Origin of the sequence: Pseudomonas sp. MM211 (assembly GCF_020386635.1) — a bacterium.
Classification (GTDB): Bacteria; Pseudomonadota; Gammaproteobacteria; order Pseudomonadales; family Pseudomonadaceae; genus Aquipseudomonas.
This window is the reverse complement of the sequence record NZ_CP081942.1, coordinates 1,655,797-1,677,561: the sequence shown is the minus strand read 5'-3', so window position 1 is coordinate 1,677,561 and position 21,765 is coordinate 1,655,797. Positions and strand designations below refer to the sequence as shown.

17 protein-coding genes and 1 pseudogene are annotated in these 21,765 nt (G+C 62.6%); 13 read left to right on the top strand and 5 right to left on the bottom strand.

Features of this window, described 5'->3' with window-relative positions; translation table 11 throughout:
* Nucleotides 1–115 precede the first annotated feature (115 nt).
* The 8 genes from prmA to K5Q02_RS07490 all read left to right on the top strand — a co-directional run bounded on the left by prmA (nt 116) and on the right by K5Q02_RS07490 (nt 11,077).
* On the top strand, nt 116–994 hold the full coding sequence (prmA, locus tag K5Q02_RS07525) for a 50S ribosomal protein L11 methyltransferase (protein WP_225837933.1): 879 nt from the start codon (nt 116–118) through the stop codon (nt 992–994).
* Nucleotides 995–1,156: 162 nt separating this feature from the next.
* On the top strand, nt 1,157–2,551 hold the full coding sequence (locus tag K5Q02_RS07520; RefSeq protein WP_225837931.1) for a DUF3426 domain-containing protein: 1,395 nt from the start codon (nt 1,157–1,159) through the stop codon (nt 2,549–2,551).
* A 202-nt stretch (nt 2,552–2,753) separates the two neighbouring features.
* Nucleotides 2,754–3,752 carry a tRNA dihydrouridine synthase DusB gene (gene dusB, locus K5Q02_RS07515; protein WP_225837929.1) on the top strand — a complete coding sequence of 333 codons (999 nt, stop codon included), beginning with the start codon at nt 2,754–2,756 and terminating at the stop codon, nt 3,750–3,752.
* Nucleotides 3,749–4,069: a DNA-binding transcriptional regulator Fis gene (fis, locus tag K5Q02_RS07510; protein ID WP_075962785.1), complete on the top strand. Its 321-nt coding sequence runs from the start codon at nt 3,749–3,751 to the stop codon at nt 4,067–4,069. Before dusB ends, fis begins: the two co-directional genes overlap by 4 nt.
* 76 nt (nt 4,070–4,145) lie before the next feature.
* Nucleotides 4,146–5,750 (top strand): bifunctional phosphoribosylaminoimidazolecarboxamide formyltransferase/IMP cyclohydrolase, encoded by a 1,605-nt coding sequence (gene purH, locus K5Q02_RS07505; protein ID WP_225837927.1) that lies wholly within the window; start codon nt 4,146–4,148, stop codon nt 5,748–5,750.
* A 115-nt stretch (nt 5,751–5,865) separates the two neighbouring features.
* Nucleotides 5,866–7,155 (top strand): phosphoribosylamine--glycine ligase, encoded by a 1,290-nt coding sequence (purD, locus tag K5Q02_RS07500; protein WP_225837925.1) that lies wholly within the window; start codon nt 5,866–5,868, stop codon nt 7,153–7,155.
* A gap of 160 nt (nt 7,156–7,315) precedes the next feature.
* A complete protein-coding gene (locus K5Q02_RS07495) occupies nt 7,316–10,105 on the top strand; it encodes a hybrid sensor histidine kinase/response regulator (RefSeq protein ID WP_225837923.1) in 2,790 nt (929 codons plus the stop codon).
* A gap of 87 nt (nt 10,106–10,192) precedes the next feature.
* Nucleotides 10,193–11,077, top strand: coding sequence for a LysR family transcriptional regulator (locus tag K5Q02_RS07490; protein WP_225837921.1), 885 nt, complete (start codon nt 10,193–10,195; stop codon nt 11,075–11,077).
* Here K5Q02_RS07490 and K5Q02_RS07485 read toward each other — a convergent pair.
* The 4 genes and pseudogenes from K5Q02_RS07485 to hslO form a co-directional block, all read right to left on the bottom strand.
* On the bottom strand, nt 11,067–12,395 hold the full coding sequence (locus tag K5Q02_RS07485; RefSeq protein ID WP_225837919.1) for an NTP/NDP exchange transporter: 1,329 nt from the start codon (nt 12,393–12,395) through the stop codon (nt 11,067–11,069). The two genes, K5Q02_RS07490 and K5Q02_RS07485, sit on opposite strands and share 11 nt — an antisense overlap.
* Nucleotides 12,396–12,463: 68 nt before the next feature.
* Nucleotides 12,464–14,389, bottom strand: a complete 1,926-nt coding sequence (locus tag K5Q02_RS07480) for a RecQ family ATP-dependent DNA helicase (protein WP_225837917.1) — start codon at nt 14,387–14,389, stop codon at nt 12,464–12,466.
* Nucleotides 14,390–14,516: 127 nt separating this feature from the next.
* Nucleotides 14,517–16,057, bottom strand: a pseudogene (locus K5Q02_RS07475) (phosphoenolpyruvate carboxykinase).
* 154 nt (nt 16,058–16,211) lie between these two features.
* Nucleotides 16,212–17,099, bottom strand: a complete 888-nt coding sequence (hslO, locus tag K5Q02_RS07470; RefSeq protein WP_225837915.1) for an Hsp33 family molecular chaperone HslO — start codon at nt 17,097–17,099, stop codon at nt 16,212–16,214.
* Between the two features lie 218 nt (nt 17,100–17,317).
* Between hslO and K5Q02_RS07465 the strand changes: the two genes are divergently transcribed.
* On the top strand, nt 17,318–18,109 hold the full coding sequence (locus K5Q02_RS07465; protein ID WP_225837913.1) for a phosphatase PAP2 family protein: 792 nt from the start codon (nt 17,318–17,320) through the stop codon (nt 18,107–18,109).
* A gap of 6 nt (nt 18,110–18,115) precedes the next feature.
* On the opposite strand, the gene K5Q02_RS07460 is transcribed toward K5Q02_RS07465, so the two are convergent.
* Nucleotides 18,116–18,529, bottom strand: coding sequence for an RNA-binding S4 domain-containing protein (locus K5Q02_RS07460; RefSeq protein WP_442963993.1), 414 nt, complete (start codon nt 18,527–18,529; stop codon nt 18,116–18,118).
* A 109-nt stretch (nt 18,530–18,638) separates the two neighbouring features.
* Here K5Q02_RS07460 and rimA point away from each other — a divergent pair, with 109 nt between their 5' ends.
* From rimA to K5Q02_RS07440, 4 genes are all read left to right on the top strand, one after another.
* Nucleotides 18,639–19,430 carry a S6 modification regulatory phosphodiesterase RimA gene (gene rimA, locus K5Q02_RS07455; RefSeq protein WP_225837911.1) on the top strand — a complete coding sequence of 264 codons (792 nt, stop codon included), beginning with the start codon at nt 18,639–18,641 and terminating at the stop codon, nt 19,428–19,430.
* Nucleotides 19,431–19,502: 72 nt separating this feature from the next.
* Nucleotides 19,503–19,970, top strand: coding sequence for a retropepsin-like aspartic endopeptidase RimB (gene rimB, locus K5Q02_RS07450; RefSeq protein WP_442963975.1), 468 nt, complete (start codon nt 19,503–19,505; stop codon nt 19,968–19,970).
* Nucleotides 19,967–20,872 (top strand): 30S ribosomal protein S6--L-glutamate ligase, encoded by a 906-nt coding sequence (gene rimK, locus K5Q02_RS07445; protein ID WP_042554499.1) that lies wholly within the window; start codon nt 19,967–19,969, stop codon nt 20,870–20,872. The genes rimB and rimK overlap by 4 nt, the downstream gene beginning before the upstream one ends.
* Nucleotides 20,869–21,765 carry a S66 peptidase family protein gene (locus tag K5Q02_RS07440; RefSeq protein ID WP_225837909.1) on the top strand — a complete coding sequence of 299 codons (897 nt, stop codon included), beginning with the start codon at nt 20,869–20,871 and terminating at the stop codon, nt 21,763–21,765. Before rimK ends, K5Q02_RS07440 begins: the two co-directional genes overlap by 4 nt.

Genomic DNA, 21,765 nt, shown 5'->3' with positions numbered 1-21,765 from the left:
TATGACAGGGAGCGGCCAAGGCCGCTCCCTTGTTTTTTCCGGTCGTATTATCATTGACCGCCTTTTTTCTGCAGCCCGAGCCTCCGCCTCGAGGCTGCCTGCACGGGAGCCATCCATGCCCTGGTTACAACTGCGCCTCGCCATCACCCCAGAACAGGCTGAAACCTACGAAGATGCCTTGCTCGACGTCGGCGCGGTATCGGTTACCTTCATGGATGCCGAAGATCAGCCGATCTTCGAGCCGGATCTGGGCACCACGCCCCTGTGGAGCAACACCCACCTGCTCGCCCTGTTCGAAGCCGACACCGATGCCGAGGCCCTGAGCGCCCACTTGCAGTTGCTGACCGGCGGCGAATTGCCCGAACATCACTTCGAGGCGATTGCCGACCAGGATTGGGAGCGCAGCTGGATGGACGGCTTCGCGCCGATGCGCTTCGGCCAACGCCTATGGATCGTACCAAGCTGGCACGAAGCACCCGAGCCGGACGCGGTCAACCTGCTGCTCGACCCCGGCCTGGCGTTTGGCACCGGCACCCACCCAACCACCTCGCTGTGCCTGCAATGGCTCGATGGCCAGGAACTGGAAGGCTGCAGCGTGCTGGACTTCGGCTGCGGCTCGGGAATCCTGGCGATCGCCGCCTTGCTGCTCGGCGCACCATACGCAGTCGGCACCGATATCGATCCTCAGGCCCTTGAAGCTTCGCGCGACAACGCCGGGCGCAACGGCATCGCCGACGAGCGCTTCCCGGTCTACCTGCCGGCCGACCTGCCCCAGGAGCCAGCCGATGTCGTGGTCGCCAACATTCTCGCCGGGCCGCTGGTCAGCCTGGCGCCGCAGATCACCCGCCTGGTGAAAAGCGGTGGCCGTCTGGCACTGTCGGGCATCCTCGCCGAACAAGCCGAGGACGTGCGCGCCGCCTACGAGCCAAACTTCCTGCTTGACCCAACCGCAACGCTGGATGGTTGGGTACGTATCAGCGGTGTACGCCGTTGATGAGTGAAGGTGACTGACCTTCCCGCGGATTACGCCTTTGGCTAATCCAGGCTACTCAAGTCGCAACTGCCCGACGACGCCGATGCCGTAGTGTTGGCTCGTCAGGCAGTTGAGTTAGACTAACCGCCCGTTTTCGCCGCCACCCCGGCCGCCGGATTGCGCATGACCGAAAGTTTCATCACCCAATGCCCGAACTGCAGCACCAGCTTCCGCGTGAACCTGGCTCAGCTCGGTATTGCCCAGGGTTCAGTGCGCTGCGGCGCCTGCCTGCAGGTGTTCAACGCTGCTCGCCAGTTGCGCGAGCAGGGCCACAACATCCCGGACATGCGCGCGACCGCGCCTACAGCACCCAAGACACCTGCACCTGCACCTGCACCTGCACCTGCACCTGCACCTGCACCTGCACCTGCACCGAGTATTGCGCAAGAAGCGGCGCCGCCCGCCAAGCCTGCCAGCAAGCTCGATGACGAAACGCTGTGGATTCACGACGACCTGGATCTCGATGACCTGGACTTGGACGAAGAGCTGGCCAAGCTCGAAGCACAGGAACAGCAGCTCTCTCGCCAGTTCCTGGAGCTTGACCAGCCCTCACGGCAGACGCCGCGCTTCGACCAGCTGGAAGAAGATAACGAACCAGCCGATGACGAGCGCTGGGCCGAGGCACTGCTGCGCGACGATCCGCCCGTCAGCAAACTGGAGCTCGAACCACTCATTGAGCCGTCATTATTGGACTCGCCGGACTTCGGTCAGCCACCACCGCCAAGCACCAGCGTGCCTGACGATGTGCCACCGATTCCAAATACACCCGGCATCCGCGACCTGATCGACACCCCCCAAAAACGCAGCACTACGCGCACCGATGCCGAGCCAACCTTTAGCCTCAGCGCACAACGCGATAACGAACCTGCCGCCATTGAGCCTGAGCACCCAGACGACGACCTGGAAGAGCCGTCGCCGCCCAAACAGAAGAGCGCCCAGCGCACGCGCGCGCGCAGCGAACCGAACCTGCGTGGCGACGCGCTGTTCGAGCTCGAAGAAGAGCCATTGCAGCTCGACTGGCAGCCACCGCGCAAACCCTGGGGGCGCTGGCTAGGCTGGGGGCTGCTGAACCTGCTCGCTGCTGCTGCACTGGCTGGGCAATACGTGATCTATCACTACGCCGAGCTGGCGCGCCAGGATCAGTACCGCCCCTGGTTCGAGCAGGCGTGCCCGGTGCTCGGCTGCAGCCTGCCCTCGAAAGTCGATATCGAGCAGATCAAGAGCAGCAATCTTGTCGTACGCAGCCATCCGGAATTTAGCGGAGCACTGGTCGTCGACGCGATCCTCTACAACCGCGCGCCCTTCTCCCAGCCATTTCCGCTGTTGGAGATGCGCTTTGCTGACCTTAACGGTCAATTGATCGCCAGTCGCCGCTTCAAACCCAGCGAATACCTGGCGGGCGAGCTCGCCGGCCAGGCGGAAATGCCGCCGCAGACGCCGATCCATATCGCCCTCGACATTCTCGACCCCGGCGCCCGCGCGGTGAACTACAGCCTCAACTTCCACTCGCCAGAGTAGCCGCAGCCAGCCGATGGACGGCTGCAAGTGAGCAGCCGTCTGCAACGCGGCAACCAGGCAGCGCGACGGCAAACCACAGGTCAACTGTTCAGATTTTGTTCAAAACCACCTTTATCCGGTCATTCAGAGCGGGTATGATCTCCACCCTTTTTCGCACTCTCCTACTGGTCTCAACAGCACGTCTCTTGAGCAGGGAAGCCCTATGTCGGCGCTAAGCATCGGCCCCTATACATTGCCCAATCGACTGATCCTGGCCCCAATGGCCGGCGTCACCGATCAGCCATTCCGACAGCTTTGCCGCCGCCTTGGCGCCGGCATGGTGGTGTCGGAGATGGTCACCAGCGATGTGCGCCTGTGGAATACGCGTAAATCGAGCCTGCGCATGATCCACGATGGTGATCCGGAGCCACGCTCCGTGCAGATCGCCGGTGGGGATCCGCAGATGCTCGCCGAGGCAGCCCGCGCCAACGTGCAACTGGGCGCCCAGATCATCGACATCAACATGGGTTGCCCGGCCAAGAAGGTCTGCAACAAGGCCGCTGGCTCCGCGCTACTCAAGGATCAGCCACTGGTGCAGGCGATCCTCGAGGCGGTGGTCGCCGCGGTAGACGTCCCGGTCACGCTGAAGATCCGCACCGGCTGGGACAGACAGAACAAGAACGGTGTTGACGTGGCACGTATCGCCGAACAATGCGGCATCGTCGCCCTCGCCGTACACGGCCGCACCCGCGCCGACCTGTACACCGGCGACGCCGAATACGACACCATTGCCGCCATCAAGCAGGCGGTGTCCATCCCGGTATTGGCCAATGGCGATATCGACTCACCGGAAAAGGCCGCCCACGTGCTGGCCGCAACCGGTGCCGATGGTCTGCTGATCGGCAGGGCCGCCCAAGGGCGCCCATGGATTTTCAGAGAAATAGAGCATTACCTGCGCACCGGTGCCCATTGCCCCGCCCCGGCGCTGACCGAAATTGAACGCATTCTGCTCGAGCACCTGGCCGCCCTCCACGCCTTCTACGGCGATGTGATGGGTGTGCGCATCGCCCGCAAGCATGTTGGCTGGTACCTCGCCACGCTACCCGGCGCCCGCGAGTTCCGAGCCGAGTTCAATCGTCTGGACAGCCAGGAGGCGCAGTGTGCAAGCGTTCGCCAGTTCTTCGGTGAACGCTACAACGACGGAAAAGGGGTGGCCGCATGACATTGTTGAACGAGACTTTAGGAAGTGGGATTGCACCCGTGAGCGACAACACCAGTTTGAAACAGCACCTCAATACGCCGAGCGAAGAAGGCCAGACCCTGCGCGGCAGTGTCGAAAAAGCCCTGCACAACTACTTCGCTCACCTTGAAGGTGCGGACGTCACAGACGTCTACAATCTGGTGCTCACCGAAGTGGAAGCCCCACTGCTGGAAACCGTCATGAACTACGTGAAGGGTAACCAGACCAAAGCCTCCGAGCTGCTCGGCCTGAACCGCGGCACCCTGCGCAAGAAGCTCAAGCAGTACGACCTGCTGTAACTCACCGAATGCATGAAGAAGGGCGGCTCCAAAAGCCGCCCTTTTTACTGATTAACCCGCTCTGATGGATTCTGTAATGACCGACCAGACCACTCGCCTCCCCGTCCGCCGTGCGCTGATCAGCGTGTCCGACAAGACCGGCATCCTCGAATTCGCCCGCGAGCTCGTCGCCCTCAACGTGGAAATCCTCTCCACCGGCGGCACCTACAAGCTGCTCAAGGACAATGGCGTGGCGGCAGTGGAAGTGGCCGACTACACCGGTTTTCCGGAGATGATGGACGGCCGGGTGAAGACCCTGCACCCGAAAATTCACGGTGGCATCCTTGGCCGTCGCGCCCTCGACGGCGCAGTGATGGACGAGCACGGCATCAAGCCGATCGACCTGGTTGCCGTCAACCTGTACCCCTTCGCCGCCACCGTCGCCAAGCCGGGCTGTGACCTGGCCGACGCCATCGAGAACATCGATATCGGCGGGCCGACCATGGTGCGTTCGGCTGCAAAAAACCACAAAGATGTGGCCATCGTGGTCAATGCCGGCGATTACGCCGCGGTCATCGACTCCCTGAAAATCGGTGGCCTGTGCTACGCCCAGCGCTTCGACTTGGCCCTCAAGGCCTTCGAGCACACCGCGGCCTATGACGGCATGATCGCCAACTACCTGGGCACCATCGACCAGGGCCGCGACACACTGTCCACCGAAGACCGCAGCTTGTTCCCGCGCACCTTCACCACCCAGTTCATCAAGGCGCAGGACATGCGCTACGGTGAAAACCCGCACCAGAAAGCCGCGTTCTACGTCGAGCATGCTAGCGAAGCCTGCGTGGCGACCGCCGTGCAGCTGCAGGGCAAGGAACTGTCGTTCAACAACGTGGCCGATACCGACGCCGCGCTGGAATGCGTGAAGAGCTTCGTCAAGCCAGCCTGCGTGATCGTCAAACACGCCAACCCGTGTGGCGTGGCCGTGGCGCTGGACAGCGAAGGCGGCATCCGCAAGGCCTATGACCTGGCTTACGCCACCGATACCGAGTCGGCGTTTGGCGGCATCATCGCCTTCAACCGCGAACTGGATGGCGAAACCGCCAAGGCCATCGTCGAGCGCCAGTTCGTCGAAGTGATCATCGCCCCGAAAATCAGCGCCGCCGCCCGTGAAGTGGTCGCCGCCAAAGCCAACGTGCGTCTGCTCGAGTGCGGCGAATGGCCGACCGACCGCGCCCCGGGCTGGGATTTCAAACGCGTCAACGGCGGTCTGCTGGTACAGAGCCGCGATATCGGCATGATTACCGCCGACGATCTGAAGATCGTCACCCAGCGCGCGCCGAGCGAGCAGGAAGTCCATGACCTGATCTTCGCCTGGAAAGTAGCCAAGTTCGTCAAATCCAACGCCATCGTCTACGCCAAGAGCCGCCAGACCATCGGCGTCGGCGCCGGCCAGATGAGCCGCGTCAACTCCGCGCGCATCGCCGCGATCAAGGCTGAACATGCTGGCCTGCAAGTCGCCGGCTCGGTAATGGCCTCCGATGCCTTCTTCCCATTCCGCGACGGCCTGGATAACGCTGCTGCCAATGGCATCACTGCAGTGATCCAGCCTGGCGGCTCGATGCGCGATGCTGAAGTGATCGCTGCCGCCGACGAAGCCGGTATTGCCATGGTCTTCACCGGCATGCGCCATTTCCGCCACTGATTGGCTGGTGGATGGCTTCGGCCATCCACCCTGCGTCAGCCCTATTTCGTAGGGTGGATAGTAAAAGCACTATCCACCGAACGGGCCCAAGGCCCGCCTCCATTGGGAGAGAGACATGAACGTATTGATCATCGGCAGCGGCGGTCGTGAACACGCCCTGGCCTGGAAAGTGGCGCAGGACAAGCGCGTCGAGAAAGTCTTCATCGCCCCGGGCAACGCTGGCACCGCCACCGAAGCCAAATGTGAAAACGTCGCCATCGACGTCCTGGATATCCAGGCGCTGGCCGATTTCGCCGAGCAGAACGTGCAACTGACCATCGTCGGCCCGGAAGCGCCACTGGTCAAAGGTGTGGTCGATCTGTTCCGTACCCGCAAGCTGGATATCTTTGGCCCCACTGCGGCAGCCGCCCAGCTGGAAGGCTCCAAGGCCTTCACCAAGGATTTCCTGGCGCGCCAGAACATCCCTACCGCCGACTACCAGAATTTCACCGAAGTGGAGCCTGCCCTGGCCTACCTGCGTGAAAAAGGCGCGCCTATCGTGATCAAGGCCGACGGCCTGGCGGCAGGCAAAGGCGTGATCGTCGCCCTGACCCTGCAGGAAGCCGAAGACGCCGTGCGCGACATGCTCGCCGGCAATGCTTTCGGCGAAGCCGGTTCGCGGGTGGTGATCGAGGAATTCCTCGACGGCGAAGAAGCCAGCTTCATCGTCATGGTCGACGGCGAGAACGTGTTGCCGATGGCCACCAGCCAGGATCACAAGCGCGTTGGTGATGCCGACAGCGGCCCGAACACCGGTGGCATGGGTGCTTACTCGCCAGCTCCGGTGGTAACCGCCGAGGTGCACAAGCGGGTGATGGACGAAGTCATCTACCCAACCGTGCGCGGCATGGCGGCCGAAGGCAATGTCTACACTGGATTCCTGTACGCGGGCCTGATGATCGACAAGGCCGGTAAGCCGAAGGTCATCGAATTCAACTGCCGTTTCGGCGACCCGGAAACCCAGCCGATCATGGTGCGTCTGGAGTCCTCTCTGGTGCTGCTGGTAGAGGCCGCACTGGCCAAGGCGCTGGACAAGGTCGAAGCACGCTGGGATCCACGCCCAACCGTCGGCGTCGTGCTGGCTGCCGGCGGTTACCCAGGCGACTACGCCAAGGGTGACGTGATCGAAGGCCTCGACGACGCCGCCACGCTGGAAGGCAAGGTGTTCCACGCCGGTACCGCGCTGAAAGACGGCCAGGTCGTCACTGCCGGCGGCCGTGTGCTCTGCGCCACAGCCATCGGCGCCAGCGTTGCCGACGCCCAGCAGCAGGCTTACCGCCTGGCCGAGAAGATTCGCTGGAACGGCATGTTCCACCGCAACGATATCGGCTACCGCGCGATCGCCCGCGAGCGTGGCGAAAACTGAGGTAACAAGACGGCGGCATCAATCGATGCCGCCTGTCTGCAATACCTGAGCACTACGGATCATCGAGCTGCCCAGGCTGTCAGGATAGCGTCTCAGTGTCATAGTCTGCGCCCCTACAGCTGGCTATAATCCAGCCGTACCACCTAAAAGGGATTGCCTCGTGCGACGGCTCAGGATTGCCATAGGTTTACTCGTTAGCCTGCTATTAGCCGGTGCCTGCCTGCCGGGCATGGCAGCGCCACATAAGGCCTCAGCTCCCTATGCCAGTGGCTGGTCGGTATTCGTCGACGACAACGCCCAGATGACGCTGGAGGAGGTGCGCAACCAGCGCAACCAGTTCCTCCCACTCGATAACCTCGCCTTTACTTACCCTCCCAGCCAGAAAGCCGTGTGGTTGCGTTTCGACGTGCCTGAACACGGAGCACCCTACTGGCTTTGGGTATTCGCCCCGCGCGTGCAGTTGCTCGATTACTACCTACTGCAAGGCACACAGGTCGAGCAGAGCGTGCACACCGGCGAATCGATGCCGCTAAGCTCACGGCCGCTGCCCTCGCGTGCGTACCTGATGTCCTTACCCAATGACGGGCAGGCGCGGGAAGTCTATGTACGGATGACCTCCAACCATCCACTGATGGCCTGGTTCAAGGTCATCGACGAGAGCGAACTGGTCAGCCTGGAAAAACCTGCCTACCTGTTCGGCGCCCTGCTCGGTGCCCTGCTACTGGTGGTGGTCTACAACCTGCTTCGCTTCGCCTACGCGCGCTCGGTCTGCAGCCTCTGGCTCGCTGGCCTGCATAGCGGGCTGGCGATTTGCGCGGCGGCGAACCTGGGTATGCTCGCGTTATGGGTGCCGAGCCTCGGTTACAACCAGTCGCTGATCGCCGATATCAGCGCGCTGATTGCCGCGTTCTGCCTATCGTCCTTCGCGCTCGGTTTCTTTCGCAGCACGCCGATGCGGCACCACAAGCTCAACTGGCTGCTGCAGGGGCATGCGCTACTGGCCCTTGGGCTGGGGCTGATCATTGCGATCACTGGCCTGCTCTGGTACAGCGCGCTGGTCTACCTGACAGTATTGTTGGGCACGCTGAGTGTGCTGGTCGTTAGCAGCGTGCATTGGCATAACGGTTACCAGTCGGCACGGCTGCTCGTCAGCGGCATGGTGGTCTTCAATGTCGGTTTCGGACTGTTCATCCCGATTCTCCTCGGTTTCAATCAGCTCGACCCCGGCTGGCTGGTGACTGGCGTCTTCACCATCGCCACGCTAAGCGGTGTGGTGCTCAGTGCCGCCCTGGCCGAGCACCAGCGGCAGTTGCAGCGGGCCGCCTCGCGGGCACGAACCGCATTGGCCACCAACGATGCGGAGATGAAAGCCAAGGCCGAGTTTCTCGCCAAGATCAGCCACGAGATCCGCACCCCCATGAACGGCGTGCTAGGCATGACCGAGTTGCTGCTCGGCACGCCGCTGTCGGCGAAACAGCGTGACTACGTGCAGACCATCCACAGTTCCGGCAACGAGTTGCTCAACCTGATCAACGAGATTCTCGACATCTCCAGGTTGGAGTCCGGGCAGATCGAACTGGACGACGTGCAGTTCGATCTCAACGCCTTGACCGAAGATTGCCTGAACATCTTCCGCGCCAAGGCCGAACTGCAAAAGATCGAACTGATCAGTTTCATCCAGCCCCAGGTGCCAAGAATCGTCAGCGGCGATCCGACACGCCTGCGGCAAACCCTGCTGAGCCTGCTCGACAACGCCTTCAAACAAACCAGCGAAGGCGAGATTCTGCTGGTGGTGGCGCTCGATACCAGCGGTGAGCAACCACGCCTGCGCTTCGCCGTGCAGGACAGTGGCCATCCGCTCAATGCCAGCGAACGCGACGCACTGCTCAATACCGAACTGCAAAGCAGTGACTTCCTGTCTGCTACCCGCCTGGGCGGTCGCCTGGGGCTGATCATCGCACGCCAGTTAATTCGTCTGATGGGCGGCGAATTCGGCATTCAGAACGGCGGCAACCAGGGCTCGACCCTGTGGTTGACCCTGCCGCTGGACAACGCCCGCCTGCAACAGCCAAGCACCGATATCGACGCCACGCTACAGGGCGCCCGCCTGCTGGTGGTGGACGACAACGATACCTGCCGCAAGGTCTTGCTGCAGCAATGCAACGCCTGGGGTATGAACGTCAGCAGCGTGCCTTCGGGCAAGGAAGCGCTGGCCCTGCTGCGCACCAAGGCACATATGCGCGAATACTTCGACGCGGTGCTGCTCGATCAGGACATGCCCGGTATGAGTGGCATGCAGTTGGCCGCGAAGATCAAGGAAGACCCGAGCCTCAACAACGATATCCTGATCATCATGCTCACCGGCATCAGCCATGCGCCGAGCAAGGTCATTGCGCGCAATGCCGGCATCAAGCGCATCCTCGCCAAGCCAGTGGCAGGCTACACACTCAAAGCCACCCTGGCTGACGAGTTGGATCAGCGTCAGCGTGGACAGCGTGCCCCCATGGCTGTCAGTACCACACCGCTGGTGGTGCCGGAAGACTTCCGCATCCTGGTCGCCGAAGACAACAGCATTTCCACCAAGGTGATTCGCGGCATGCTCGGCAAGCTCAACGTGCAGCCCGATACGGCAAGCAACGGTGAAGAAGCACTGAGTGCGATGAAGGCACAGCGCTACGACCTGGTGTTGATGGATTGTGAAATGCCGGTGCTCGATGGTTTCTCTGCAACCGAGCAACTGCGCGCCTGGGAAATCGCCGAGCGCCGCCAACGCACTCCAGTGGTTGCATTGACCGCGCACATTCTCAATGAACACAAGGAACGCGCGCGGCTGGTCGGCATGGATGGCCACATGGCCAAGCCGGTGGAGCTGTCGCAGTTGCGTGATCTGATCGAATACTGGGTGGGCGAGCGCCAAGCGCAACCTGAAGACGACACCGTCCCCTCCTGATTCGGCTGCTAGAATCTCGCCGGCGCCAGCTGACATGGCGCTCTTCGTGCGCTTCATAGCGCCGCCTACGTCCAGACGAAGCGCCCCATGGATATCAAGCAGCTCAAGTTTCTGATCGCCCTCGACGAGACCCGCCACTTCGGCCAGGCGGCAGCGCGCTGCCACATAACGCAGCCGACGCTGTCGATGCGTCTGCGCAAGCTGGAAGACGAGCTGGGCCTGGAACTGGTGCGACGCGGACAGCGCTTCGAAGGTTTCAGCGCCGAAGGTGAACGCATCCTCGCCTGGGCCCGCAGCCTGATGGCGGCCCATGATGGGCTGTACGCAGAAGCAGCCGCCTGCCGTGGGCAACTGGTCGGCACCCTGCGCCTTGGCGTGGTGCCGCTGTCAGGTTTCGATCCGATGGATCTGGTACAGCTATTCGCCGAGCAGCATCCAGGGCTGCGCTTCCAGTTGTTCGCCCTGAGCAGCGACCAAATCCTTGAGCGCCTCGGCAGCAATCAGCTCGACCTCGGGCTGTCGTACCTCGACCGTCTCGACCGCGAACATTTCGACAGCCTGGAACTGGCCGCGACACACATGGGGCTGCTGTATGACCGTCGCCATTTTCAGTTCACGGAAACCACCCTGCGCTGGGAAAGCCTGGTCGACCTGCCGCTGGGCCTGCTGTCTGCCGGTATGCACTTTCGCCAGTCGATCGACCACAGCTTCCGCTCAAGGGGGCTGACACCTCTGCCGAAGCTGGAAACCGATGCCGTTCACCAGCTGCTGCAGGCCGTCAGCGCCGGCCTGTGCTGCTCGATCATGCCGCTGCGCAATGGCCTTGCCGAATTCACCAACGACTTGGTGCTGACGCCCATCGAAGACGCCCATACCCTGGCGCCGCTGGGCCTGATCATGCGCCGCAGCGCACCTCGTTCGGCACTGGCCGAAGCCTGCTTCGCCGAGGCGCGCTCGCTAATCAGCGTATGAGCGGAGGCTCGCCGCTCTCGCTCGGCGGCTGTACGCCGGTTTCACCGCGATCGGCGCGACCGCCCAGGTACCAGCCGAGCAGCCCCCAGATGGCCGCACACAGCGCTCCGATCACCGCAATCAACGCCACGCCGTAACCGAGCATGTCGATCAGGCTCTTGGCCCAACCGCTGACCGCATCACCGCCGCGATAGACCACGGTGTCGATGAAGTTCTTGGCCTTGTACTTGCTCTCGGCATCCAACGGCGCGAAGAGCATTTCCCGCCCCGGCCGTACGAATGCGTATTCACCGATACGTCGCACGATCATCAGCCCCGCCAGCACGGCGAAGGTGGGTGCCATGGCCAGGGCGAGAAAACCCACGCACATCAGCACCGGCACCGCCGCCAGCAGCGCGCGTACGCCCAGGCGCTGAGCGACCCGCCCGGTGATGAACAACTGGGCCAGTAGCGCTCCCGCCTGCACCACGAAGTCGATCAACCCGAACACGCGCACCTGCTCGTCACGATCAGGGAACAGCTCGGCCACCAGCCGCGCCTGCTCGAAGTACAGAAAGGTGGTGACCGTGGCGAGCAGGATGACGAAAGCGGATATCCCCAGCAGGTAGGAGGACTGGAACACCCGGGTCATACCGCTGAACGGATTACCCGCCACCGGTCGCCGCGGATTTTCCGCCTGGCTGGCGCCCGGCCGCCCTGCTCCGGCGCGCTCGCGCCAGCCCATCAGGAAGTGCTTGAGCGCCAGGGCCCCGGCCAGCAGCACCGCCGCCAGCAACGCCAGGCCACTGGCACCGATAGCGCCGACCAGCAGCGCACTGAGCGCCGGGCCTGCCAGGCCACCGACGCTGGCACCGGCTGCGATGAAGGCGAACAACCGCTTGGCCTGGGGCGAGTCGAACACATCGGCCATCAGGCTCCAGGCCACCGACACCACGAACAGGTTGTAGACCGAGATCCACACGTAGAACACCCGTGCCATCCACAAGCTCTCGCTGGTGACACTGAATGCCACGGCGAAAGCCAGCAGGTTGAGGCAGAAGAAGCCGTAGACCCAGTCGATGAAATGAATGCGCGGCACTCTGGAGTTGAGCCAGGCGAAGAGCGGCACGGCCAGTAACATGACCACGAAGGTCGCGGTGAACAGCCACTGCAGGTTCTCCACACCGGCCTGGATACCCATGGACTCACGGATCGGCCGGAGCATGAAGTAACCGCAGAACAGGCAGAAAAACAGCGCGAAGCCCGCCAGAGCGGCTGCCAGCTCTCCGGGCTGTGCATTGATCGCGCGGGCCACGCGCTGCGGCAGAGAAAGGGACATGGCAACGCTCTCGGAGTCGAAGCGTTGCAGTATGGCCTACTCGGGCGAGTGGTATTTCGACAGCCGGCTCAACCCGCGCTCAACCAGGCCCTGATCTCGCTGTACGGATAGTCCTCCAACGCCGCGAAACCACTGATCTGTCGGGCCTTGAGGCGGGTGAACAGCGGCACGCTGATGCCGCACAAGAAGCGCGCCAGACATTCGTTACTGGGCAATTCACCCGCGCGGGCGCCTTGGTACTTGCTGATGAACGCGCCACACAACTGATCACGATCAAGGCCCGCCAACGGCGCGAGCGAAGGCGGCTCCGGCAGGTGAGCGACCTGGCCGCGACAGACCGAGCAGTGCCCGCACTGCCGTGGCGCACGCTCGTCGCCGAAGTACACCGCTAGGCGATGGCTCAGGCACTGCTCACTGGCGAACAGCTCGAGCATGGCCTGGATACGCCGGATCTCGCTGCCCTCCTGAGCCTGGAAGTAGCCGTGCAGCTCGCCCGCCAGAGCCTGCGAGTCGTAGTCCTGCAACACGGCATAGACATCGGTCATTTGCTTGCTTTCCAGCTCGATCCAGCCGCGCTCCTGGAAGAAGTCCAGCGCTTTGACCACCCGCGCGCGCTCCGCCTGGTGGCTGCTATACAGGGCGTCGAAATCCACCGTGCACCAGGTACGCGCCCGGGTCGAGGCGTTGACGATGGCTTCGACGAACTGCCGGCGCTCCCCTTCGAAACGCGCCAGCAAGGCCTCGGGTTCGATCAGGTACTTGAAGCGGTATTCGGCGAAGTAGGCATAACGCGGCGCGATGATGCCGCGTAGCTCCAGTTGCACGAGCAGCGTCTTGAGCGGCAACTGGCGGATATTGCTGTGGTCGCTCAGCGCATTGATGGTCATTTCCCACTGACCGCCGCTGGCGTTGTCGCGAATTTCCTCGAGCACTCTGACGATGCCCTCTTGCTCCGGCGTATCGCCGTAGACAAAGTTTTCCAGCACGTTGAGGCTGTCGCGGTTGGCCAGCACCAGGCAATCCGAGGGTTCGCCATCACGGCCGGCGCGGCCAATCTCCTGGCTGTAGTTCTCTACCGACTTGGGCAGGTCGAAATGCACCACGTTGAGGATATCACGCTTGTCGATGCCCATGCCGAAGGCGATGGTCGCGACAATGCAGCCCAACTCACCCCCCATGAAGCGGCGCTGGATCGCCTCACGGATCTCATGCCCCATGCCGGCGTGGTAGGCGCTGACGGAAAGGCCCTGGTGGCTGAGTTGCTCGGCCACCTGCTCCGCGGTCTTCTGCTGGGTGACATAGACGATGCTCGGCTCGCCCCGCTTAGCGCCCAACCATTGCTGCAAGCGCCGTTGCTTGTCACGGCCCGCCACGGGCTCGACCAGCAGGTTCAGGTTGGGCCGATAGAAACCGGTGGTGACCACGTCCTCGGCGGCGATGGCGAACTTCTTCTGCATATCGGCAATCACCGGCGGCGTGGCCGTGGCGGTGAGCAGCAGCACCTGGGCGATAGCGAACTGACGCTGATAATCCGGCAGCTTCAGGTAGTCCGGGCGGAAGTTGTGGCCCCACTCGGAGATGCAGTGAGCTTCGTCGACCACCAGCAGGGAAATCGGCACGCCAGCGATGAAGTTGCGAAACCGCTCGTTCTTCAGGCGCTCGACCGAAATCATCAGGATCTTCAGCTCACCAGACTTCGCCTTGGCCATGGTTTCGCTGACCTGCTCGCGGCTCTGCGCCGAATCGATGCTGGCCGCACTGATGCCATGCCGATGCAGAAAGGCGAGCTGATCCTGCATCAGTGCCAGCAGCGGCGAGACCACCACGGTCAGGTGCGGCAAATGCAATGCCGGCAACTGGTAGCACAGGGACTTGCCCGAGCCGGTGGGGAAGATCGCCGCAGCCGAGCGGCCGGCGAGTACGGCGCTGATGACCGTTTCCTGGCCGGGCCGCAGCTGATCGAAACCGAAGACACGTTTGAGGGTACTGGGCATATGCTGTCACTCCATTGACCGCCTGATGGCCAATAACCGTAGCGTGTATGGAAAGCGTTTTACAGGCCGCGATAGCCCATAAATGACAAAGCCGCCCGAAGGCGGCTCTGTCGAACACGGCGCGAGCTTACAGCTGCGGGCCGGCTTTCTTGATGGCGTCGCTGACATCGAACTTGGTGAAGTTGTCGATGAACAGCTTGGCCAGGCCTTTGGCGGCCTCGTCGTAGGCATTCTGGTCAGCCCAGGTGTTGCGCGGGTTGAGCAGATTGGTCTCGACGCCCGGAACGGCCTTCGGCACGCTCAGGTTGATGATCGGCAGTTGCTCGGTTTCGGTACCAATCAGCGCGCCGCTCTGGATGGCAGCAATCACGCCACGCGTGGTCGGGATGTTGAAACGCTTGCCGACGCCGTAGCCACCGCCGGTCCAGCCGGTGTTGACCAGATAGACCTTGGAGCCGAACGCCTGGATGCGCTTGATCAGCAGCTCGGCGTAAACGCCAGCCGGGCGCGGGAAGAACGGTGCGCCGAAGCAGGTGGAGAAGGTCGACTTGATGCCAGGGCCGAACCCATTTCGGTAGAACCGACCAGAGCGGTGTAACCGGACAGGAAGTGATAGGCCGCCTGCTCTTCGTTGAGGATCGACACCGGTGGCAGCACGCCAGTCAGGTCGCAGGTCAGGAAGATCACTGCATTCGGCTCGCCACCGAGGTTCTTCTCGCTGCGCTTCTCGACGAACTCCAGCGGGTAAGCGGCACGGCTGTTCTGGGTCAGGCTATCGTCGGTGTAGTCCGGTGCGCGCTGCTCGTCGAGCACCACGTTTTCCAGCACGGTGCCGAACTTGATGGCTTTCCAGATGACCGGCTCGTTCTTCTCGGACAGGTCGATGCACTTGGCATAGCAACCGCCTTCGATGTTGAACACCACGCCAGTGCCCCAGCCGTGCTCGTCGTCACCGATCAGGTAGCGGCTTTCATCGGCGGACAGGGTGGTCTTGCCGGTGCCGGACAGACCGAAGAACAGGGTCACGTCGCCTTCTTCACCGATGTTGGCAGCGCAGTGCATCGGCAGCACGTCGGCGGCCGGCAGCAGGAAGTTCTGCACGCTGAACATGGCTTTCTTCATTTCACCGGCGTAACGCATACCGGCGATCAGCACCTTCTTCTGAGCGAAGTTGATGATCACGCAACCGTCGGAGTTGGTGCCATCACGCTCAGGCACGCATTCGAAGTTGGCAACGTTGAGTACTTGCCATTCCTGCCTGGCGGACGGATTGTACTGGGTCGGCTCGATGAACAGCTGGCGGCCAAAGAGGTTCTGCCAGGCGGTGGCAGTGGTCATCTTGACAGGCAGGTAGTGAGCTTCGGCGGAACCTACATGAACGTGAGAAACGAAGCTGTCCTGGGCGTCGGAGAACGCCTGAACGCGATCCCATAGGGCATCGAACTTGTCAGCCGGGAACTTGCGGTTGATCGGCCCCCAGCCGATGTCAGCCGAAGTGCTCGGCTCATCGACGATGAAGCGATCGACCGGAGAACGCCCGGTACGGTGGCCGGTGCGTACAACCAGAGCACCGCTGGACGCCAGTTCGCCCTCACCGCGACGAAGGGCTTCTTCGACCAGTTGAGCGGTGCTGATGTCGGTGTACACAGCGTTATTGGCTTGCGTCATGTGAGTCCCCGTCGGCCAACGGCCGAGTCTTCCAAACGTTTTGTAGTCATGCACGGAGCAGGACTACAGCTAAAAAAGTGCGCGGATTATGCCAGAAAAGCGAACTGCGAGGGCAGCCCCCAAATCCGAACACGCTGCGCGTTGCTGGCGGCCCTCAATGACGCGTGTCAGAGGGCTGCTGACTGCCTCCACCGGCGAACAACTGGGCGATGTCAGTGGCATCAAACCCATAGCGCTCGTTGCAAAATTGGCAGTCGACTTCCACACGGCCGTGATGCTCGCTGAGCAAGAGCTCGGCATCGGCCTGCCCTAAACTGACCAGCGCTTTGGCTGAGCGTTCACGAGAGCAGCTACAACGGAACTGCAGGAGGCGCGGATCGAACAGTCGAACCGACTCTTGATGGTAGAGACGATGCAACAGGGTTTCGTTATCCAACCCCAGCAATTCCTCGCTTTGCAGGGTGTCAGCGAGGATCACCAGTTGCTCCCAACTGGCAGCGCGCTCTTCGTCATCGGTAAGGCGATCGGCCGGCAGTTGCTGCAGCAGGAACCCGCGGGCACGCAGGCCGTCGGCACACAACCAGAAGCGCGTGGCCAACTGCTCGGAAGTGGCGAAATAGTTGGTCAGGCAGTCGGCCAGGGTGTCACCGTCCAGGGCGACGATGCCCTGATAACGCTGCCCCTGCTTCGGATCCACGGTCATGGCCATCACGCCTTCGGGCATCAGTTGCGTCAGGCCGTCAGCATCGGCAATGCGCTCAGCCTCGTAGCGGGCGATGCCACGCAGCTCGCCGTCGCTGGAGCACTCCACCATCAGCAGCGGCACCGGGCCCTCCGAACGTATCTGCAGCACCAGCAAACCGTCGAACTTCAGCGTACCGACCAGCAAAGACGCAGCGGCCAGCAATTCACCAAGCAATTGCGCCACTGGCCGTGGGTACTCGTGCTTGGCCAGCACCTGCTGGTAGCTGCCAGACAGCCCGACCAATTCACCGCGCACATCGGTATCGTCGAAAAGAAAGCGTTGGGTGAAGTCGGACATAACGGATCGCCTGCTCAAAGATGCGTAGCAGACCAGGGGACGGCGCCACTGGCCTGGAGGCCGGCAATTTTAGGCGCAAACGCGGCGCCGACCAAGCTGAATGCGAAGAACGGCTGAGGTGCGCCCCGCTGAACGAAGGCTGAACGAGAGCCTGAAAGGCACCAAGGCGGCGCCCAGGCTGCCTAGAATCGGCGGTTTTCCTCGAAAGCCCTTCCGCCATGCTCCTCAGTTTAAATGCCCAATGGCGCCCTCGCGCCCTGATCATCAGCCACCTGCTCATCGCTCTCCTGTTCGCCAGCTGGCTGTGGCCGGTGACTCGTATTTACTGGAATCAGTTCGATCTGTGGCTGTTCCACCTGCTCAACGACCCGGTACATGCCGGCGGCCTGTGGGCGCATATCTGGGCTATCGGCAGCATGCGCCCGGTAGACGCGGGTGTAGGTCTGGTAATGCTGGCGATCATGTTGCGCGCCGGCCTGGTATTTCCGGCCGCGCAGGTACGCACCGGGCTTTATGCGTTTCTGGTGGCGCTGACCGTCATGCTGCTGATGCGCGTGCTGTTCGCCGATCTGGTCGAGTACATGGGCTGGCAGCACGCAAGCCCCTCGCTGCTGGTGGAAGGCAGCGCGCGGCTCACCGAAATGTTCCCAGCCTGGGAAGAACGCTGGGATCTGAAGGATAGCGCCAGCCGCAGCTTCCCCGGTGATCACGCCTCGGTGCTGATGATCTGGGCAATATTCTGCAGCCTCTTCGTCAGCGGCTGGCGCCGGGCATTGGTCTGGGCGGTCGCGCTAATTGGCTCGATGCCGCGCCTGGTCGCCGGCGCCCACTGGGGTGCGGACGCTCTGGTCGGCGGTGTACTGCTCAGCGTCCTGGGTATCGCCTGGAGCTGCTACACACCGCTGGCCTTCCGCGCCAGCGCGGCGATCGAGCGCGTGACTCTGCCGGTGATGCGGGGCTTGGCGAAAGTGCCATTACTGGGATCGTTTAGCGTGATCAGCGCGCGCTGACCCCGACTACTCCACCCAATCGCCGGAGCCGCCGCGCAGGTAGAAAAGCTGCCGGCGCTGCTTCTTGCTGGGGCGCCCATCGGTTTGCACGCCCAAGGCGCCAGCCTTGCGCTGCTCAGCAGTCAGCTCGCGGCGCACGATGCTTTCGCCGGTTTCGGCATACAGCGCTTGGGCCTCTGGCGCGCCGCGGCGCACCACGGAGAGCGCCTGCACGGTCACCGTACGTTCCTCGAAACCGGTACGAATCACGTACTCCTCGCCTACTTTCGGTTCCTTGCCCGGCTTGCAGCGCTCGCCACGGCAATGCACCTTGCCGCCTTCGATCGCCGCCTTGGCCAGGGCGCGCGTCTTGAAGAAGCGCGCGGCCCACAGCCACTTGTCCAAGCGTACCTTGTCATCGGCATCCTGCTTTGCCACCATCACCTCACCGTCGATTGAATTGCCATCACAATTTCGCTGCCACATCAGCCTGTCCATATTGTCAGACGGACACAAGCATTGATCGTGCAACCGCTATTCCGGAGCAGCAGTGACCCATTTTCCCAGCGACCTTACCCACCCTGAAAAATGTCGCGGCTGCCAGAGTAGCCCGGAGTTGGATTTCGACTTCAATTTCGCTTTCCAACCCATCGTCGACATCCGTACCCGGCAGGTGTTCGCCCATGAAGCCCTGGTGCGCGGATCGGCGGGTGAAGGTGCGCTGAGCGTCCTCGAACGCGTCAACGATGACAACCGCTACCGCTTCGACCAGCGCTGCCGCACCCAGGCCATTGCCGAAGCGATGCAATTGGGCATGGACACCCACCTCTCGATCAACTTTCTGCCCAATGCCGTGTACCGCCCGGAGTTGTGCATCCGCAGCACCCTGGAAGCCGCAAGGCAGCACAATTTCCCGCTGCACAGACTGATCTTCGAAACCATCGAAAGCGATCATTTGCAAGACAGCCAGCACCTGACGAATATCCTCCGTCAGTATCAGGAATTCGGTTTCAAGACCGCGATCGACGATTTTGGCGCTGGCTATTCGGGCCTTACGTTGCTGGCTGACTTTCAACCCGACCTGATCAAGCTGGATATGGCGCTGGTTCGCGGAATTGATCAGGACAAGGCGCGCCAGGCCATCGTGCGAGGTATCGTCAGCATCTGTGCCGACCTCAACATCATGGTGATCGCCGAAGGCATCGAAACGGCAGAAGAGCGGGACTTTCTCGCCGCCACCGGGATCAGCCTGATGCAGGGCTACCTGTTCGCCAAGCCGCAGTTCAGGGGCTTGGCGGCAATTGCCGAGGCGGCATGGCCAGCAGCGGATGTTGCTCGCTGACAGCCTCGCACAGCACCTTATTTTCAGTACCATGGCCGCCATGAAGCTAGACCTCAGCCACGGAAACCTTTCTTGAAGACATTCGACCACCTCAACGTGATCGGCCTGCGCGAGTGGGTCAACCTGCCGGAGCTGGGCATTATCGGCCTGCGCGCCAAGATCGACACCGGCGCCAGCACCTCGAGCCTGCATGCCAGCGATATCCAGCCATTCGAGCGTGATGGCGAGCGCTGGGTGCGGTTCACCGCCTATATCGGCACTCAGGTGCAGCGCCGTCATCGTTGCGAAGCGCGCCTGGTCGCCTATAAGAGCATCAAGAGTTCCAATGGTCTGGCGCAGAGCCGCTACGTAATTCGCACTAGTTTGATGCTGGGCGATCTACAGTGGCCGGTGGAGTTCACCCTGGCCAGCCGCAAGACCATGCGCTATCGCATGTTGCTGGGCTCCAAAGCGCTGATCGAAGGCCAGTTGGTGGTCAACCCGGCGCTCACTTACGTACAAGACAAACCCGTGCTTCCCGACCCGAGCGGTGCCCAATGAAGATTGCTGTGCTGTCGCGCAACCCGCGCCTGTATTCCACCCGCCGCCTGGTAGAAGCCGGGCAGCAGCGCGGCCATGAAATGGTGGTGATCGACACCCTTCGGGCCTACATGAACATCGCCAGCCACAAGCCGCAGATCCACTACCGCGGCAAGCCGCTGGAAGGCTTCGACGCGGTGATCCCGCGCATCGGCGCCTCGGTGACCTTCTACGGCTGCGCGGTACTGCGCCAGTTCGAGATGATGGGCGTGGTACCACTCAACGAATCGGTGGCCATCGCCCGCTCGCGAGACAAACTGCGCTCGTTGCAGCTACTGTCGCGCCGCGGCATCGGCTTGCCAGTGACCGGCTTCGCCCACTCGCCGGACGACATCCCCGACCTGATCGACATGGTCAACGGCGCACCGCTGGTGATCAAGGTGCTGGAAGGCACCCAGGGTATCGGCGTGGTGCTGTGCGAGACGGAGAAGGCGGCCGAGTCGGTGATCGAGGCCTTCATGGGCCTCAAACAGAACATCATGGTGCAGGAATACATCAAGGAAGCCGGCGGCGCCGACATCCGCTGTTTCGTGGTCGGCGACAAGGTCATCGCGGCGATGAAGCGTCAGGCCAAGCCCGGTGAATTCCGCTCCAACCTGCACCGCGGCGGCACCGCCAGCCTGATCAAGATCACCCCGGAAGAACGCATGACCGCCATCCGCGCGGCCAAGGTCATGGGCCTGTCGGTAGCGGGGGTCGACATCCTGCGCTCCAATCACGGCCCGCTGGTAATGGAGGTGAACTCCTCGCCTGGCCTGGAGGGCATCGAAGTGACCACCGGCAAGGACGTCGCCGGAATGATCATCCAGTTTCTGGAAAAGAACGGCGGCCCCAACCTGACGCGTACCAAGGGCAAAGGATGAGTAAACCATTCGCAGGCCGCCTGGCACTCATCGCGCCCGCCTCGGCCATCGCCGACGACGTATTCGAAGCGACTCTTGCGCAGCTCGAGGTGCAGGGCATCGACTACCACCTGGGCCGCAATGTGCGCGCCCGCCATCGCTACCTGGCCGGCACACCTGCGCAGCGTCTGGATGACCTTCACGAAGCGTTCAGCCTGCCGGGTATCGACGCCGTATGGTGCCTGCGCGGCGGCTACGGCTGCGCGCAATTGCTGCCAGGGGTCGACTGGGCGCTGCTACAGAAAGCCACCCCGCGCCCGCTGATCGGCTATTCCGACCTGTCGATCCTGCTCGATGCCTTCGCCCGCCATGACCTGCCAGGCATCCATGGCCCGGTGACCACCGCGCTCGGCCTGCAAGCGCTGGCCGCGCCAGCCGGGCAGCGTGAACGGCTGGCCTCCATGCGCTCGCTATGGGATCTGTTGCAAGGGCGTAGCCAGTCACTGCCGGTACGCCATATCAGCGGCCCGCAATCTGCCGTAGAAGGCCCGCTGGTTGGCGGCAACCTCACCGCACTGGCCAGCGGCTGCGGTACCGTCGCCGGCATGCAGCTGCCCGCCAACGCCATCCTGATTCTCGAGGACGTCGGCGAGCCCTACTACCGCCTTGAGCGCAGCTTCTGGCAACTGTTCGAAAGCTTCGGCGAGCAGCGCCCGGCAGCGGTATGCCTGGGCAGCTTCACCGACTGCCCGCGGCGCGGTGTGCAGCACAGCATCGAGGAAATCATCGGCGAGTACCTCGCGCCGTTCGATATCCCGCTGTACGGCGACCTGCCCAGCGGCCACGGCGACGCCAATCGTGCCTGGCCCTACCGTCGCAACGCGCGCCTGCTGGGCGCTACCCTTGCCTGGTAA